Annotated in this window: 14 protein-coding genes; 7 read left to right on the forward strand and 7 right to left on the reverse strand. The window is 54.3% G+C overall.

Going from position 1 to position 13,845, the window contains the following annotated elements:
* Positions 1–149: 149 nt before the first annotated feature.
* Complete coding sequence (locus tag MELB17_RS10275) at positions 150–1,118, reverse strand: beta-ketoacyl-ACP synthase III (RefSeq protein ID WP_007350167.1); 969 nt, start codon at positions 1,116–1,118, stop codon at positions 150–152.
* A 334-nt stretch (positions 1,119–1,452) separates the two neighbouring features.
* On the opposite strand from MELB17_RS10275, the gene MELB17_RS10280 reads away from it, so the two are divergent.
* Positions 1,453–2,199, forward strand: coding sequence for a sulfite exporter TauE/SafE family protein (locus MELB17_RS10280; RefSeq protein WP_007350168.1), 747 nt, complete (start codon positions 1,453–1,455; stop codon positions 2,197–2,199).
* Between the two features lie 10 nt (positions 2,200–2,209).
* Here MELB17_RS10280 and MELB17_RS10285 read toward each other — a convergent pair whose 3' ends face one another.
* Positions 2,210–4,819 carry an ABC transporter permease gene (locus MELB17_RS10285; RefSeq protein WP_007350169.1) on the reverse strand — a complete coding sequence of 870 codons (2,610 nt, stop codon included), beginning with the start codon at positions 4,817–4,819 and terminating at the stop codon, positions 2,210–2,212.
* Complete coding sequence (locus MELB17_RS10290; RefSeq protein ID WP_007350170.1) at positions 4,809–5,462, reverse strand: ABC transporter ATP-binding protein; 654 nt, start codon at positions 5,460–5,462, stop codon at positions 4,809–4,811. The genes MELB17_RS10285 and MELB17_RS10290 overlap by 11 nt, the downstream gene beginning before the upstream one ends.
* A gap of 63 nt (positions 5,463–5,525) precedes the next feature.
* Between MELB17_RS10290 and MELB17_RS10295 the strand changes: the two genes are divergently transcribed.
* The 5 genes from MELB17_RS10295 (at position 5,526) to MELB17_RS10315 (ending at position 9,421) form a co-directional block, all read left to right on the forward strand.
* Positions 5,526–5,915: a hypothetical protein gene (locus MELB17_RS10295; RefSeq protein ID WP_227498869.1), complete on the forward strand. Its 390-nt coding sequence runs from the start codon at positions 5,526–5,528 to the stop codon at positions 5,913–5,915.
* 40 nt (positions 5,916–5,955) lie between these two features.
* A complete protein-coding gene (locus tag MELB17_RS10300) occupies positions 5,956–6,135 on the forward strand; it encodes a DUF1289 domain-containing protein (RefSeq protein WP_007350172.1) in 180 nt (59 codons plus the stop codon).
* A 192-nt stretch (positions 6,136–6,327) separates the two neighbouring features.
* Positions 6,328–7,302: a CobW family GTP-binding protein gene (locus tag MELB17_RS10305; protein ID WP_007350173.1), complete on the forward strand. Its 975-nt coding sequence runs from the start codon at positions 6,328–6,330 to the stop codon at positions 7,300–7,302.
* Positions 7,295–8,320 carry a WD40 repeat domain-containing protein gene (locus MELB17_RS10310; protein ID WP_007350174.1) on the forward strand — a complete coding sequence of 342 codons (1,026 nt, stop codon included), beginning with the start codon at positions 7,295–7,297 and terminating at the stop codon, positions 8,318–8,320. The genes MELB17_RS10305 and MELB17_RS10310 overlap by 8 nt, the downstream gene beginning before the upstream one ends.
* 60 nt (positions 8,321–8,380) lie before the next feature.
* Positions 8,381–9,421 carry a CobW family GTP-binding protein gene (locus tag MELB17_RS10315; protein WP_007350175.1) on the forward strand — a complete coding sequence of 347 codons (1,041 nt, stop codon included), beginning with the start codon at positions 8,381–8,383 and terminating at the stop codon, positions 9,419–9,421.
* Here MELB17_RS10315 and MELB17_RS10320 read toward each other — a convergent pair.
* From MELB17_RS10320 to MELB17_RS10330, 3 genes are read right to left on the reverse strand one after another with little or no spacing between them, the layout of a single operon-like run.
* Positions 9,414–10,769, reverse strand: coding sequence for a peptidoglycan DD-metalloendopeptidase family protein (locus tag MELB17_RS10320; RefSeq protein WP_007350176.1), 1,356 nt, complete (start codon positions 10,767–10,769; stop codon positions 9,414–9,416). The genes MELB17_RS10315 and MELB17_RS10320 overlap by 8 nt on opposite strands.
* Positions 10,770–10,808: 39 nt before the next feature.
* Positions 10,809–11,615 (reverse strand): metal ABC transporter permease, encoded by an 807-nt coding sequence (locus tag MELB17_RS10325; RefSeq protein ID WP_007350177.1) that lies wholly within the window; start codon positions 11,613–11,615, stop codon positions 10,809–10,811.
* Positions 11,615–12,361 (reverse strand): metal ABC transporter ATP-binding protein, encoded by a 747-nt coding sequence (locus MELB17_RS10330; RefSeq protein WP_036184348.1) that lies wholly within the window; start codon positions 12,359–12,361, stop codon positions 11,615–11,617. Before MELB17_RS10330 ends, MELB17_RS10325 begins: the two co-directional genes overlap by 1 nt.
* Positions 12,362–12,512: 151 nt before the next feature.
* Between MELB17_RS10330 and MELB17_RS10335 the strand changes: the two genes are divergently transcribed.
* A complete protein-coding gene (locus MELB17_RS10335) occupies positions 12,513–13,517 on the forward strand; it encodes a zinc ABC transporter substrate-binding protein (protein WP_007350179.1) in 1,005 nt (334 codons plus the stop codon).
* A gap of 24 nt (positions 13,518–13,541) precedes the next feature.
* On the opposite strand, the gene MELB17_RS10340 is transcribed toward MELB17_RS10335, so the two are convergent.
* Positions 13,542–13,845 (reverse strand): tyrosine-type recombinase/integrase (locus MELB17_RS10340; protein ID WP_007350180.1); only part of this gene is annotated, 304 nt, incomplete at its 5' end.

Consider the following 13,845-nt stretch of genomic DNA (forward strand, 5'->3'; position numbering starts at 1 on the left):
GCCATGGCGCCAGCGCTGCCAACTAGTGAACGTCTGCGACTGAGGCTCGCAGGCTGGGTATCCCGAGGTGACATTCTCATCATTTCTTCCTTTTTTTTCTTGATGCACATCGGGTACAAGCTTAAGTCAGCATTTTTAAATGCTGCCACTTAAAACCGTAATAACGCAGACCCCCAGGTAAAACCGCCGCCAAAGGCTTCCAGTAAAACAACCTCGTTACGCTTGATCCGGCCATCACGTACAGCTTCATCAAGGGCCAGCGGAATAGACGCTGCTGAGGTATTGCCATGTTTGTGAACGGTTACCACAACCTGATCCATCGGCATGTTCAGTTTTCTAGCGGTCGCGGCGATAATTCGCATATTAGCTTGGTGAGGCACAAGCCAATCAATATCCGATTTTTTCATATTGTTGTGAGCAAGGGTTTCATCAACAATTCTACCCAGCGTGTTTACCGCCATTCTGAAGACTTCGTTACCCTTCATTTCCACATAACCAAGGCCGGCCTTGAACTTTTCAGGGTTTTCGGCGATGCCACATGGCACGTGAAGAAGTTTTTCATAGCTGCCGTCGGCGTGAAGATGGGTGGACAAAATCCCAGTTTCATCACTGGCTTCAAGAATAACCGCACCGGCGCCATCGCCGAACAACACGCAGGTACCGCGATCGCTCCAGTCAATAATACGAGAAAATACCTCGGCACCAATGACGAGCACTTTTTTGCTGGTTCCCGTTTTGATGAATTTATCCGCGGTGGCCAGCGCGTACACAAAACCGCTGCATACAGCCTGAATGTCAAAAGCGGGACAGCCTCGAATGCCCAGACGTGCCTGCAAAATACAGGCGGAGCTTGGGAATACTTTGTTGGGCGTAGAAGTAGCGAACACGATCAGATCAATATCCGCAGCGTTTATTCCGGCGGCCTCTATGGCTCTTAAGGCAGCCTGTTCGGCCAGGTCAACCGTGGTTTGACCTTTTACCGCAATATGGCGCTGTTCAATGCCGGTTCGTTCGCGGATCCACTGGTCCGTGGTGTCCACGATTTTTTCTAGATCTTTATTAGTAACAATCTGGTCCGGCAGGTACGAGCCGGTGCCGGTAATACGTGCGAAGGTCATTCGTAACTTCCTGCAGCATTGATTTTTTGTCAATCCGCCATGCTATACCGGTCTGTACCAGCGGCGTTATTAGCGATTTGTCGGCTGAACGTTAGTTTGTCGTCTTGCAGCATGGCAGCGACGGCTAGTTAGGTCTAGATTTAATCTTCGACTCGACCGCAATACACTTGAATGGAACGAAATTATGACACAGGGACGTTTTGTGAAATCTACCATTAGCTTTTCTGGTGCAACCTCCGTTAGCCTTGCGTTAAGCATTCAAGCTTGGAGCAGTCACTAATCTTCTGCCGCGGCGGCTCGCAAACCCTTGGTTCAACATCGATACGGTCACCGAATGACACTCACTGAAATGGTTTTGCTGGCTGCCCTAGGCGGGGTCGCCGGCTTTATTAATGTACTCTCCGCCGGTGGCTCAATGCTGACCTTGCCCTTGCTGATGTTTCTGGGCTTACCGCCTCAGGTTGCTAATGGCACCAATCGAGTCGCTATAACGTTGCAGAGCATTACCGCCGTTGGCAGCTTTTTCCGTAACGGACACGGCCAGCTGGGTATTGGTTTGCGCCTGGCTGTGCCTGCCGTGCTGGGGTCCTTGCTCGGAGCCTGGCTTGCGACAGACGTCTCTGCAGCCGTTTTTGAGTTCATCCTGGTTGCCGCCATGATAGCAACCTCGACATTTCTGCTGCTGCCCGCGCCAAAACTGGACACTCGTCCGTTAACCCCCGAGCGGCTCGGCCCGGTGATCTACGCCGCCATGTTTGTGGTGGGTCTTTACGGTGGGTTTATTCAGGTGGGGGTAGGGGCGCTGTTTATTGTCGCGCTGCACCGTATGCTGAAAATAGACCTGCTCCAGGTGAACGTGCTCAAAGTTTTCATCATTCTTCTGTATACCATCCCGGCACTGGCGATATTCGCAGGCAGTGGGCAAGTACGCTGGGCCATGGGCCTGACCCTGGCCGCAGGTAACATTGCCGGGGCGATCATTGCGGTGAAGGTCAATGTTGGGCCACGGGGTGCACAGTGGGTGAAATGGCTGACCCTGATTATGGTGGCCGCCATTATCATTCGCTTGATTGCTAATTGAGGGTATCCACTCAACCCTCCCGCAGCAACAGGGCCGGGTTTAGTCGCAGGGCCCGCAGCGTTGGCAGCAAGCCTGCCAGCAGGGCAAGGGAGCTGACGGCTCCCGCCACCAGCGCGCCAAGCCACCACAGATCGCCTGCCGGCAGTTTTAGCAACATGCTGGCCAGTGGAAGGGCAATCAGCGCTCCGAGTGCGGTCGCGAACACGGTAGAGAGCAAGGTGAGTAACCCGGTTTCCAGCAGCATGGACTGCCGAATAGCCTGGTGCCTGGCGCCAAGGCAGTGAAGCAGGTTGGCTTCGTAGAGCTGTCGTCTGCGGCTGACACTGACCACGCTGGACAGCACAAGAAGGCTTGCCGTCAGGCTTACCAGGGCAATGGTGGCAAGGCCGGCCGCCGCTTTGTTCAGCAGGTCACCGGCGGTCTCGAGCCAGTCGGCTGTGCGCAGTGTAATCACATTCGGAATGTTTCTGGCCAGCCACTGCTGTGACATTTTTGCAGCCGGGTCGGTTTGGTAGACCACGCCTACATACCTGCCAATCAATTCGTCCAGCGCGCCATCTTGTAGAATGCCTTCGAACCAAAATCGGGTTTGAAGGCCTTTTTGCTGGTATATGGCTCTGATTTCGGCGGCAATTGTCTGGCCCTCAGCCTGAAACTCCACCCGGTCCCCTACCGTCAGCCCGAGCTGATTGGCTTCCCGGTCTTCCATCGCCATGAAGGCGGGCTCACCCTCTGGTGCCGGTGACGACCACCAACTGCCACTGACGAGCTCTAGATCTTCCGGGTTTCCAGACAGATAACTGAGCTTGTACTCATCACCCATCGCTTCGCGTCTGGCTTGCGAATTGTCTGCCAGAACATCCGCGATTGGCTCGTTGTTGATCGCCGCCAGGCGGCCACGAACCAGTGGCAATAGTTCAATCCGGCTGGCCGGATCAAGGGATTCGAGGCCAGACTTGAGCGGGTCAACCTGATCAGAAAAAACCTCATACAGGATCAGGGCAGGGGCTTCCGCCGGTATCGTGGATTCCAGCGCTCGAAGGAGGGTGCCCACAAGCAGAGTGCAAGCCACCACAAGCGTCAGCGCGGTGCCCAGCGAGAGCAGGGTTGCCCGCAACGGTGAATCTGGCCTGTGCAAATTAGCCAGCGCCAGTCGACGGGCAAAATTTCGACCAGCAAAGCCGCTGTCTTCCAGAGCTCTGGCAGCGCGTTGCAGTCCCTTGATCAGACCTTCCAGTAAGCCCCAGAGCAGCACGACAGCCAGCAGGAACAGGAACCCGAGTTGTGGAGAAGGCAACCAGAGCAGAGTGGCGGCAATGTAGACCGCTAGCAGAAGATAACTCGCTATCCGCCAGCTACGACGCTCATGACTGGCCGCCTGAACCCGGCCTCGGAACAGCCCGGCCGGCGACGCAGCAAGTGCTCTGGCCAGCGCCGGCAGTGCGAAGACGTAAGCCGTCAGCACAGCAAACAGCCAGCTCAGCAGCAATGGCACAAGCCAAAGAGCGATCCACTGACCAGCTACACCAGCGTCGCCAGATCCGGGCAGCGCAAAGGCATCGCCGGCCATACCAATGGCTGCAGCAGACAGCGCCAACCCGATGGCGCCGCCGATGATGCCGGCCAAGCTGCCCAGCAGGCCGATCTGAAGAAGATAAATGGCCACCAAAGGCCTGCGGCGCAAGCCCAGCGTTTGCAGTGTGGCGATGGTGCCAAGTTTTTCGTCCAGATAGGCGTGTATGCTGTTGGCGACACCCAGGCCACCAATGAACAGCGTGGTAAAAGCGATCAGAATGAGCGCCGTTGCAATCTGGTCAAGCCGTTCGGACAGGCGTTCGCTGCGCTCGGCAAAGGTTGTGGTATCCCAGCGGGTATCGGGAAACGCCCGCTCGAATTCATCCAGCCAGACGTCCAGGTTGCGATCTGTCTGCACCCGGTACTCATAGTCAACGCGGCTGCCGGGTCGAATCAGCCCGGTTGCTTCTACCGCCGCTTCGGAAATCATGATTGGCAAGCCCCGCCAGTTGGCATTCAGGCTGCGATCCGGCTGCGCCTGAATCAGGCCGCTGATGCGAAAGGTTGCTGCGCCAATCTGAATCTGATCGCCAATGGACTGGCCCAGACGCTCAGCAAGCAAAGGATCAATGATGGCGCCCCAAAGATCATTCTTCTGTGAAGTTAGCTCTGCAAGTGGTTGATCCGGCATTAGTTGCAGCTTGCCGTAAAGCGGATAGGCGGCATCCGGAATCAGTATCTCGGCTCTGACGAAGCTTGCGCCGCTATCATCACCCGCTTCACTAGCACCACTGACCGCTGCTCCACTGACCATAGTGTCGAGCTCGCGAACCAGCGAAAGGCTGCCAGTCGCACGAACCCATGCAAGCACTTCATCCGGCAGAGGCTCACTGGCTTCCAGCTCGACGTCGCCGCCCAGAAGCATGCGGGTATCCGCTAGCAGACTCTGCTCGATAACCCGGTAGAGACTGGCCGTGGCAGCCACCAGAGTAACGCCCAGTATAAGGCAAGCCAGGAAAACCTTGAGCGCGGAGATGCGCGAGCGCAGGTCCGAGATCGCAAATTTCAGCATCCATAACGGCCGGGCGGAGGTTTTAGATTTCATAGAGGTGCCCACCGTCCATCCGAACCCTGTGCTGACATCGCTCCGCGACGCGCTCGTCGTGGGTCACCAGCACCAGCGTAGATTTGCTTTTCTTATGCAGGTCGAACAGCAGTGAAAGCACTTTCTTGCCGGTTTCCTGGTCCAGATTGCCTGTTGGCTCATCGCCCAACAGCAAACTCGGTTGATGTACGAGGGCCCTGGCAATCGCTACACGCTGCTGCTCGCCACCAGACAGCTGCGCTGGATAGTGCTGCAATCGATGGCTCAGCCCAACGGCTTCCAGCATGGAAATAGCTTGCTCACGAGCGTGGGCTTGCCCGGCAATTTCAAGCGGTAGGCTGACGTTACCCAGCGCGCTGAGGCCGGGCAACAAATGAAACGACTGAAAAATAATGCCGAGGTGCCTGCTGCGCCAGTCGGCCAGAGCATCTGAATCCATGCCACCAAGGCGCTGGCTGCCAATCAGAATCTCGCCCTTGTCCGGACGCTCAAGGCCAGAAAGCAGCAGAAGCAGGGAAGTTTTTCCACTTCCGGATGGGCCAGTGATCGCCAACGTCTCGCCGGGTGGAACTTTTAGTGATGCGTTGTTGAGCACGGCAACAGCACCTGATTCCGTTGGATAGGCAAGGTGAATGCCGCTCATTTCGACGCTAGTGGACACTGAGGCTCCTTGTTTTGTGATTAGTGAGAAACTGATCTTTTCGTTATGTTACTCTATAACACTATGAAACCTGATAAACGTGAACTTAAACAAATAGAACGCCAGTTTGTCGTGGCGCTCACCGAAGCCTGCGAAGCTGCAAAAACTGAAATACCCGGTTTTTGCTGGCTGACACACGATAACGGCGCAAATCAGTTTCCGGCGGGCCTTCGCGTGACCTGGATTTTTGATACCCGGGCCAACCTCGAGCAAGCGCTTGTTGATGATTTTAAACAGCATGCGCGTGTGCGGACGTTAGCCGCGCTTGAACAAACCGGCCTGGACCCAGGCCTCATTTCCAATTGCCTGCAGTTCGACAGCGAGGAAGCCTGCACGAACTCCCAGAAGGGTAACTGGTTGGCGCGGCTGGCGCAGATACGGCGCACAAGACATTAAGGGTAGGCAACACCTAACAATTCGTAGGCAGGGAGCTCCTATGGCGAAGGAAGTAGAAAACCCCTGCAACTCTATCTGTCAACTGGACAGCGGCGTCTGCCGGGGTTGCGGCCGCACACGAGCGGAAATCAAAGCCTGGAAAGGAATGAAGCGGCCCGAGAAACAGACGGCTATAAAAGCGGCTACCTTGAGACTGAAAAAACAGCAGAAGGTTTTATAGGGAGCGAACCCTGAGCAGGCTCTTTCAGTGCCTGAGCCATACGGACCCATTATTCTGTTCCTGCTCACCTGACCCCCCTGCAAACGCTGTTCCTATACCGTTTTGCATTATGAGTACCGAAACCCTTTTCTCATCCGACGCTTAAGTGTAATGTTATAACATGCTAATCTATGAAATTGTCAGGAGAGCTTAATGAATAAAGTTCCGGTTACAGTCCTCACCGGCTATCTCGGTGCTGGCAAAACAACACTGCTTAATCGCATCCTCTCGGAACAGCACGGCAAGCGCTACGCCGTGATTGTTAATGAATTTGGCGAGATTGGCATCGATAACGACCTGGTTGTTGGGGCGGACGAAGAAGTGTTCGAAATGAACAACGGCTGCATCTGCTGTACCGTCCGGGGCGATCTGATCCGAATTATTTCAGGTTTGATGAAGCGCCTGAAAGGCTTTGACGCCATCATTCTTGAGACAACAGGAATTGCCGATCCGGCGCCGGTGGCGCAAACATTCTTCGTAGACGATGAGGTGAGGGCGAAAACGTCATTGGACGCCGTGGTAACGGTGGTTGATGCCAAGAACCTGCCAGCGCGACTGGCTGACAGTTCAGAGGCAGCCGAGCAGATAGCGTTTGCCGATGTCATCCTGCTCAATAAAGTCGACCTGGTGTCTGAGGAGGAACGTAAAGCACTTGAGAGTCGCATCCTGGGCATGAACCCCTATGCCCGAATTATTCCTAGCAACTACTGCGATGTGCCGCTTGACCAGATTCTCAATCTAGGAAGCTTTGATCTGGAAAGGATCGTCGCGCTGGAGCCCGGGTTTCTCACCGAAGATCACGACCACGAGCACGACGATACGATAAAAAGTATTTCACTGACGAGCAACGTTCCCTTGGATTCGGACCGATTCGAATCCTGGATAATGGAGGTGCTGCGAACACAGGGCGTGGACATTCTTCGGTGTAAAGGCATTCTCGATTTAGTCGGCATGGATCAGCGGTATGTGTTCCAGAGTGTTCATATGCTTGCTGATAGCACTGCCACACAGCCCTGGCGAGCCGACGAAAAGCGCGAAAGTCGCCTTGTGTTCATCGGCCGTGACCTTGATGAAACAGCCTTAACGGCAGGATTCAGCGCCTGTAAAGCAGGCACCGTCCATGGCTAAGGCACCGTCTCTTATTGAACGCCTCGGTCGGGTCTGGCAACTATCAGATCATGTGGTCGCTTGCCGTTTTGAGCGATCGGGTGCCCTGGCATTCGCACTGGGCGACGGCTCGCTCACCATCATTCCGCATGCGGATGGCGAACCACTGACAGTGCAAGCGCATGCAGGAGGCTGTCTGAGCCTGGCTGCGGCTCCGGGCGGTGGGTTTATCAGTGGCGGTGACGATGGACGGTTCCTGGCAATATCCGTGGCCGGAGAAGTGACGGAACTGGCCAACTACCCCGGTCGTTGGCTAGACAATGTGAGCAGTCATCCGGCCGGCGTCATTGCCTGCTCCGAAGGCAAGCGTTTACATCTGACCCGTATCGGCAAACCCACGATCAGTTTCGAGTATCCCAGCACCGTAGGCGGCTTTTGTTTTTCCCCGGATGGCAAGCGAGTCGCCGTGGCTCATTATGGTGGCGTGAGTATACGCGCCGTTGACGACCAACACTCCGGAGTGCTGGCGTTGAAGTGGGCGGGCTCGCACCTGGACGTGACCTGGAGCCCGGATTCAAGATTTATCCTATCGACAATGCAGGAGAACTGCATTCGGGGTTGGCGCCTTAAGGACAAACAGGACTTTCACATGAGCGGATATGCCAGCAAGGTAAAATCCTGGGCCTGGGTTGCTGGTGGGCGTTATCTGGCAACCAGTGGCGCCGATGTTATCCCGTGTTGGCCGTTTAGCGGTCGCAAGGGCCCCTTGGGCAAAGCGCCTGTCTCCTTGGGTTATGCCGAATCCGGACTGGTCACGGCCGTTGCTGCGGCACCTGACTATCCATTGGTGGCTGCCGGTTACGATGACGGGCTCGTGCTAGTTACCCAACTGGCCGATGGTGATGACAATGAGCAGGCTGCAGTCATCAAGCCGGCCGGGGGTGGCGGCGTTACCGATATCGCCTGGGCGCTCGACGGGAAATATCTTGCGGTAGCAACGGAACAGGGGTTTGCCGGTATTCTGCCAACAGCCGCTTAATATTTGCCAGCCCGGTCCCCTAGACGTGGAGTGAAAATTGCTAAATCAAAGAGTATCAGTATGAAAATCACCAAAGCAGTGCCAACCAATATCATTACCGGATTCCTGGGCGTGGGCAAAACCACGGCCATTTTGCACCTGCTGGCCAATAAACCCGCCAATGAGCGTTGGGCGGTATTGGTCAATGAGTTCGGCGAAATAGGTATCGATGGCGGTTTAATAGCTGGAGGCCAGACGGCTCAAACCGGCGTTTTTATCCGCGAGGTGCCCGGTGGCTGCATGTGTTGCGTTTCAGGTTTACCCATGCAAATGGCGTTGAACAGATTATTGATGGTCGCAAAACCAGACCGGTTGCTCATCGAACCGACGGGGTTGGGGCATCCTCAGGAAGTGATTGAGTCGCTGATCCAGCCGCATTACGCCACCGTTATTGACTTGAGAGCGACGCTGACCCTGGTTGATCCTCGGCGCATACGAGATTCGCGTTATGCCCGGAACGCCACATTCATCCAGCAAATTGCAGTAGCCGATGTACTTGTGGCGAATAAATCGGATCAATGTACGGATGAAGATTTTTCTTCCCTGAATGCTTACCTTCTGGAAAAAGCCAGTCACGAAAAGCCGTTATATCGAGTGAGTTTCGGGGAGATCCCGTTCGGTGCCCTGCTGGCCCCTTCTGGCCACGCAACGCCCGAGACTGAATCGTCGAGGCGCTTAACAATACCCGCATTATCAAAAAACGCCGTTGGGCAACCTGAATCCACAGAGCGTTCAGATCACAAGCCATTGCCTGAGGGTGATTACATTAAAATCAAAAAACAGGCTGACGGTTTTACGTCGGTTGGCTGGCGTTTTCACGCCAGTATTCTGTTTGACAGAGGCCGGCTGTTTGAGTTCTTTTCCGGTCTCACCCTTCAAAGGGTTAAAGCCATATTCATTACGCCAGACGGTGTTTTTGGCTACAACTTCAGTGATCAGGCGTTAACTGAGGTGGAGTTGGACGAGGCCCAGGAGAGTTGTATCGAAGGCATCGACAATGACGAGACGGTTTTTGAAGGTTTTGAAGCGGGCCTTCTGGCCTGCAAGGCCGGCGTTAGTTGATGTCTTGACGCTCCTCATCTTTTTCAGTGGTTCGAGTGGATTGCGGCGACCTAATTGCCAAAACAAGATCGGAGCTGATTCGAGACTGCATGGACGCCAGTTGTTTGCCGACTTGTGCCTGAAAGGAGGCAAGTTCGATATCAGGCACTTTGGCGGCAGTCGGGATATCCGCGGTCAACGGATTAACGGGCTGGCCGCCCACATGAAGCTCGAAATGCAGGTGGGGCCCTGTTGAGCGTCCCGAATTGCCTGTTAGTGCTATTTTTTGGCCCCGCTTTATTCTTTGACCCCGTTTAACCAGAACTTTGCTCAAGTGGAGGTAACGTGTTTCAAAGGTCCCACTGTGATTAATATCGATATACCGCCCGGCAAAGGGATGGTTGCCAACACGCGAAACGACGCCGTCGCCGGTGCTTACAATGGGTGTGCCGACAGGTGTTGCGAGATCGACACCGTTATGGGGTGATCGTCTGCCGGTAATCGGATGGAGACGATCAGGACTGAACGGGGAACTTATTCTGAAGCGTTTTTCGGTTGGCCAACGCAAAAATGCCAGCAAAACGCTCTCGCCGGTCTCGTTATAGTAGTTGCCATCGTCGAAGAGAAACGCGTTATAGGTTTTAGGCCCGCGAAGCAGGGATACCGCTTCAATTCGTTGGCGGCCCGTTGGCGTATCGTGAGTCATCTCGCGGCCCGTGATAACAGCGAAAGTATCGCCTGATCTCAGGTCCCGCCGAAAATCAATTTTGCTTTTCAGTAGGTGAGCCACCTCGGCCACCTCGGCTTCACTGAGTCCCGACTTGACGGCGGAGGCATAAAAACTGCCATTAATGGCACCCCCGATAGCAGTTGATTGCCAGTGCGTCTCGGATTTCTGTTCACGGGCGAAGAATGTGCCATCGTCCTGGCGGGCAAAGGTAATGGTTCTGGCCGCATCAATGCGCAGTACTAATGCCTTGAGCGCCAAGCGCTTGTCGTACTTGAACGTGACCTGTTTTCCGGGTTGCAGTGTTTCAAGGGATAGATACTCGACGTCAGCTTCAAGAACCTGGTGCAGCACAGACGCAGAAATACCCTTTGACTCGAAAATGTCACTTAGGGTATCCCCCTTTTTGATCACATAACTTTGTGTACCGGGCTCATCGGCAAGCGGCGAGGGCAGGGCTTCGGGTTCAGTCGCAAGGGCTAAATGCCCATTCGGCTGAGCATTCAGGGAGCGGGGATTGTCCAGTTGGATTGATACGGCGCCGGAATGCTCTGGTGAAGCGAAAATAGCGACGACAACGAAAATGATCGCCAATGACAATAGGATTTTGTGGGTAAGTGTAAAGAAATGTCGAAATAACATGGTTGCGAACTGTCTCCCCGAGCTGCCCAGAATCGCCGGTCAGGCATGAGTTTTTTGTGGCCGGATGAAGTACCGGAAAACGCTGGATACACCGAAAAGCACAGCAACAATACAGACGATTGTTGGGCCTGTCGGGGTGTCCATAACGTAAGACACCTGCAATCCTGCCAGTGAGGCACCGCACCCGATAATCGCTGCAATAATGACCATGGTTTCTGGTGTTCTGCTGAAAGGTCGAGCCGTCGCTGCCGGTATGATCAGCATGGCGGCAATCAGCAATACTCCCACTACTTTAATGGCCACAGCCACAACGACCGCCAACGATAAGGTAAGAATCATGTTCTCTCGCTTGGGTGAAATGCCACTTGCGCAAGCGAGTTCAGGGTTAACGGTTGATGTAAGTAAAGCCGACCAGCGCCAACCAACCAGTGTGAGAACAAGGGCTGCGCCACCCCAAATCACACCAAGGTCAAGGGTGCCCACAGAAAGAATATCACCAAACAGATAGGCCATAAGGTCGATGCGAATACCCGACAGAAAGGACACTGCCACCAGACCAAAAGCCAACGAAGAGTGCGATAAGACACCAAGCAGGGTATCCATGGCGTAACCGCGCTCACTCAGAGTTGCAATGGCCAGAGCCATTAGCAGCGATACGACCAGGACTCCTGCAAATATTGGCATGGATAACGTAAGTGACAACGCTACCCCCAGAATGGCGGCATGTGCGGTTGCATCGCCGAAAAAAGCCATACGTCGCCAAACAATAAAGCAGCCAAGCGGCGCCGCGGCGATTGCGACACCGAGGCCGGCAAGGGAGGCGCGGAACATAAAGTCATCGAACATTAAACAGCTTCCTCGTGCCGGGGAGTCGCATGGTCATGGTGGTCGTGGTCGTGGTCGTGGTGATGGTAACTCGCGAACATTTCCGCATCATCGAGGCCAAATAATAATCGATATTCGGGGGCGACCCTGACAACCTCAGGCGCGCCTTCGCAACAAATACTGCCGTTCAGGCAGATAACGCGATCCGATGTTCGCATCACAGTGTGCAGCTCATGGCTGACCATCAGGATGGCGCAACCCAGTTCCTGCCGCACCCGCTCAATCTGTCGGTAAAAGTCTGCTGAGCCAGAATGATCCAGCCCTTGGGTGGCCTCATCCAACAAAAGCAGATCGGGTTTCTCTATCAGGGCCCGGGCCAGCAAAACGCGCTGGAACTGCCCTCCGGACAGGGTGCTTAACTGTTGTTTGCCAAGGCCGGACAACCCCGCTTGCTGAAGGGCAGTCTCCATGTTGTCCCTTTGCTGGCGCTTGGGAAGCGATAGAAACCGGTAAACCGTCATTGGGAGTGTTTCATCAATATTGAGGCGCTGTGGAACGTAGCCAATAATCTGTTTACTGATAATTTCAACCTTGCCGGACGTGGGTGCCTGGGCGCCTATAATCGCGCGCAGAAGCGTCGATTTTCCTGACCCGTTCGGGCCGACAATCGTCACAATTTCGCCCCGCTCTATATGGATATTGATGTCTTTTAGCACACTGTTTCCGCCAAAACTGACGGACAGGTTTTTGGTGGCAAGGACTCTCATTTGTTTTCCCATCGAAAACAGGTTTCACACATCCGCACAGGTCTGGAGCATTTTTCAGCTTTCACGACAAAAACCTCTTTCCTAGTTAATGGCAATGTTATAACATAACGTTCAAGCAATAAAGCTTCCATTACGAAAAGGCTGAAAAAGAATGAGAAAGCGCCAAAAATTAATGGCTACTGCGTTTATAGCGACCTTGCCGTTTAATGCAAATGCTGTTCCCAATGTAGCGACCGACGTCACACCCATTCACTCACTGGTGTCGCAAGTAATGGCGGGAGTAGGCAAGCCGGATCTGCTTGTTCAGTCTGGCGCTTCGCCGCATAACTATTCGCTCAGCCCGTCGGAAGCTCAAGCATTACAGGAAGCGGACCTCGTGTTCTGGGTAGGTGAGGGCCTGACACCCTGGCTGGAAAGGTCTCTGGATAACCTGTCTCCCGATTCAAGGAAAGTCGAGTTGCTGGAGGCGGTGGGCACAACGACCTATGCCTTCAGAGAAGGCGCCACGTTCGACGTTCATGATGATAGCCATCATGACGGAGAAAAGGAGGGTGAACACGACGCTCATGATGACCTCCATGATCGTGAAGAGAAAGAAGATGAGCATGATGAAGGCCATCATCACGACCACACCGGCACTGACCCACATGCGTGGTTAGACCCCAACAACGGAAAGGTCTGGCTTGATGTGATCGCAGCGGCTCTGGCAGAAGAAGATCCTGAAAATGCCGCTCAGTATCTTGAAAATTCAGCGACGGGAAAAGCTGACATTGATGCCGCAGTCAGTCGGATTGAAATCACAATAGCGCAGCTCAAGGATAGACAATTCATTGTTTTTCATGACGCTTATCAATACTTTGAAAAACGCTTTGGGATTCCGGCAGCAGGGGCGATCTCGATCGGGGATGCATCAAAACCAAGCCCCGCCCGGATTGCAGAAATCAGAAAAGTTGTGACGGATTTAAACGTAAGCTGTGTGTTTACTGAGCCGCAATACAACCCAGGTATCGTTAAAGCGGTTTTTGGCGGAACGGGTGTTAATACGTCTGGAGTTATTGACCCATTAGGATCAGGCCTGGCTACCGGCGCCAACCTGTACCCTGACTTATTGATCGAGATCGCTGACGGCCTCCAATCATGCCTTGGAGAAAAGTAGAGGGTTACGGACCCTCAACGTTTCTCATACTTTCCGCTCGCGGCCTTCAAACCGCTTGCGGGCCTGATCCGAGTTAACGTAAACCGACTCGGTAAAAGCCGCGCTGGCATGGCCGAGTTCTTCGCTGATGTGGCGAATATCCGCGCCGGATTCGATGGCTTGGCTGGCGCCGGTGTGGCGCAGGTAGTGAGTTTCTGACCTTATAGCTTCAAGCTGTCGGGCTTCGTCGACAAAACCGGCTTCCTCCATGCGCGCAACAGCGAACATAACGGCCTGCTCGTAAATGCGTTGAACCTGACGTTTGCCCAGTGCTGCGCCATGGGTTGAA

It is taken from the genome of Marinobacter sp. ELB17, assembly GCF_000169375.1.
Classification (GTDB): Bacteria; Pseudomonadota; Gammaproteobacteria; order Pseudomonadales; family Oleiphilaceae; genus Marinobacter.

What these genes read in the sequence shown, in the direction of transcription:
- MELB17_RS10285 (WP_007350169.1), bottom strand. Translation starts at nt 4,819, where the DNA reads ATGAAATCTAAAACCTCCGCCCGGCCGTTATGGATGCTGAAATTTGCG.
- MELB17_RS10320 (WP_007350176.1), bottom strand. Translation starts at nt 10,769, where the DNA reads ATGTTATTTCGACATTTCTTTACACTTACCCACAAAATCCTATTGTCA.
- MELB17_RS10305 (WP_007350173.1), top strand. Translation starts at nt 6,328, where the DNA reads ATGAATAAAGTTCCGGTTACAGTCCTCACCGGCTATCTCGGTGCTGGC.
- MELB17_RS10325 (WP_007350177.1), bottom strand. Translation starts at nt 11,615, where the DNA reads ATGTTCGATGACTTTATGTTCCGCGCCTCCCTTGCCGGCCTCGGTGTC.
- MELB17_RS10300 (WP_007350172.1), top strand. Translation starts at nt 5,956, where the DNA reads ATGGCGAAGGAAGTAGAAAACCCCTGCAACTCTATCTGTCAACTGGAC.
- MELB17_RS10290 (WP_007350170.1), bottom strand. Translation starts at nt 5,462, where the DNA reads ATGAGCGGCATTCACCTTGCCTATCCAACGGAATCAGGTGCTGTTGCC.
- MELB17_RS10335 (WP_007350179.1), top strand. Translation starts at nt 12,513, where the DNA reads ATGAGAAAGCGCCAAAAATTAATGGCTACTGCGTTTATAGCGACCTTG.
- MELB17_RS10295 (WP_227498869.1), top strand. Translation starts at nt 5,526, where the DNA reads ATGTTACTCTATAACACTATGAAACCTGATAAACGTGAACTTAAACAA.
- MELB17_RS10315 (WP_007350175.1), top strand. Translation starts at nt 8,381, where the DNA reads ATGAAAATCACCAAAGCAGTGCCAACCAATATCATTACCGGATTCCTG.
- MELB17_RS10330 (WP_036184348.1), bottom strand. Translation starts at nt 12,361, where the DNA reads ATGAGAGTCCTTGCCACCAAAAACCTGTCCGTCAGTTTTGGCGGAAAC.
- MELB17_RS10275 (WP_007350167.1), bottom strand. Translation starts at nt 1,118, where the DNA reads ATGACCTTCGCACGTATTACCGGCACCGGCTCGTACCTGCCGGACCAG.
- MELB17_RS10280 (WP_007350168.1), top strand. Translation starts at nt 1,453, where the DNA reads ATGACACTCACTGAAATGGTTTTGCTGGCTGCCCTAGGCGGGGTCGCC.
- MELB17_RS10310 (WP_007350174.1), top strand. Translation starts at nt 7,295, where the DNA reads ATGGCTAAGGCACCGTCTCTTATTGAACGCCTCGGTCGGGTCTGGCAA.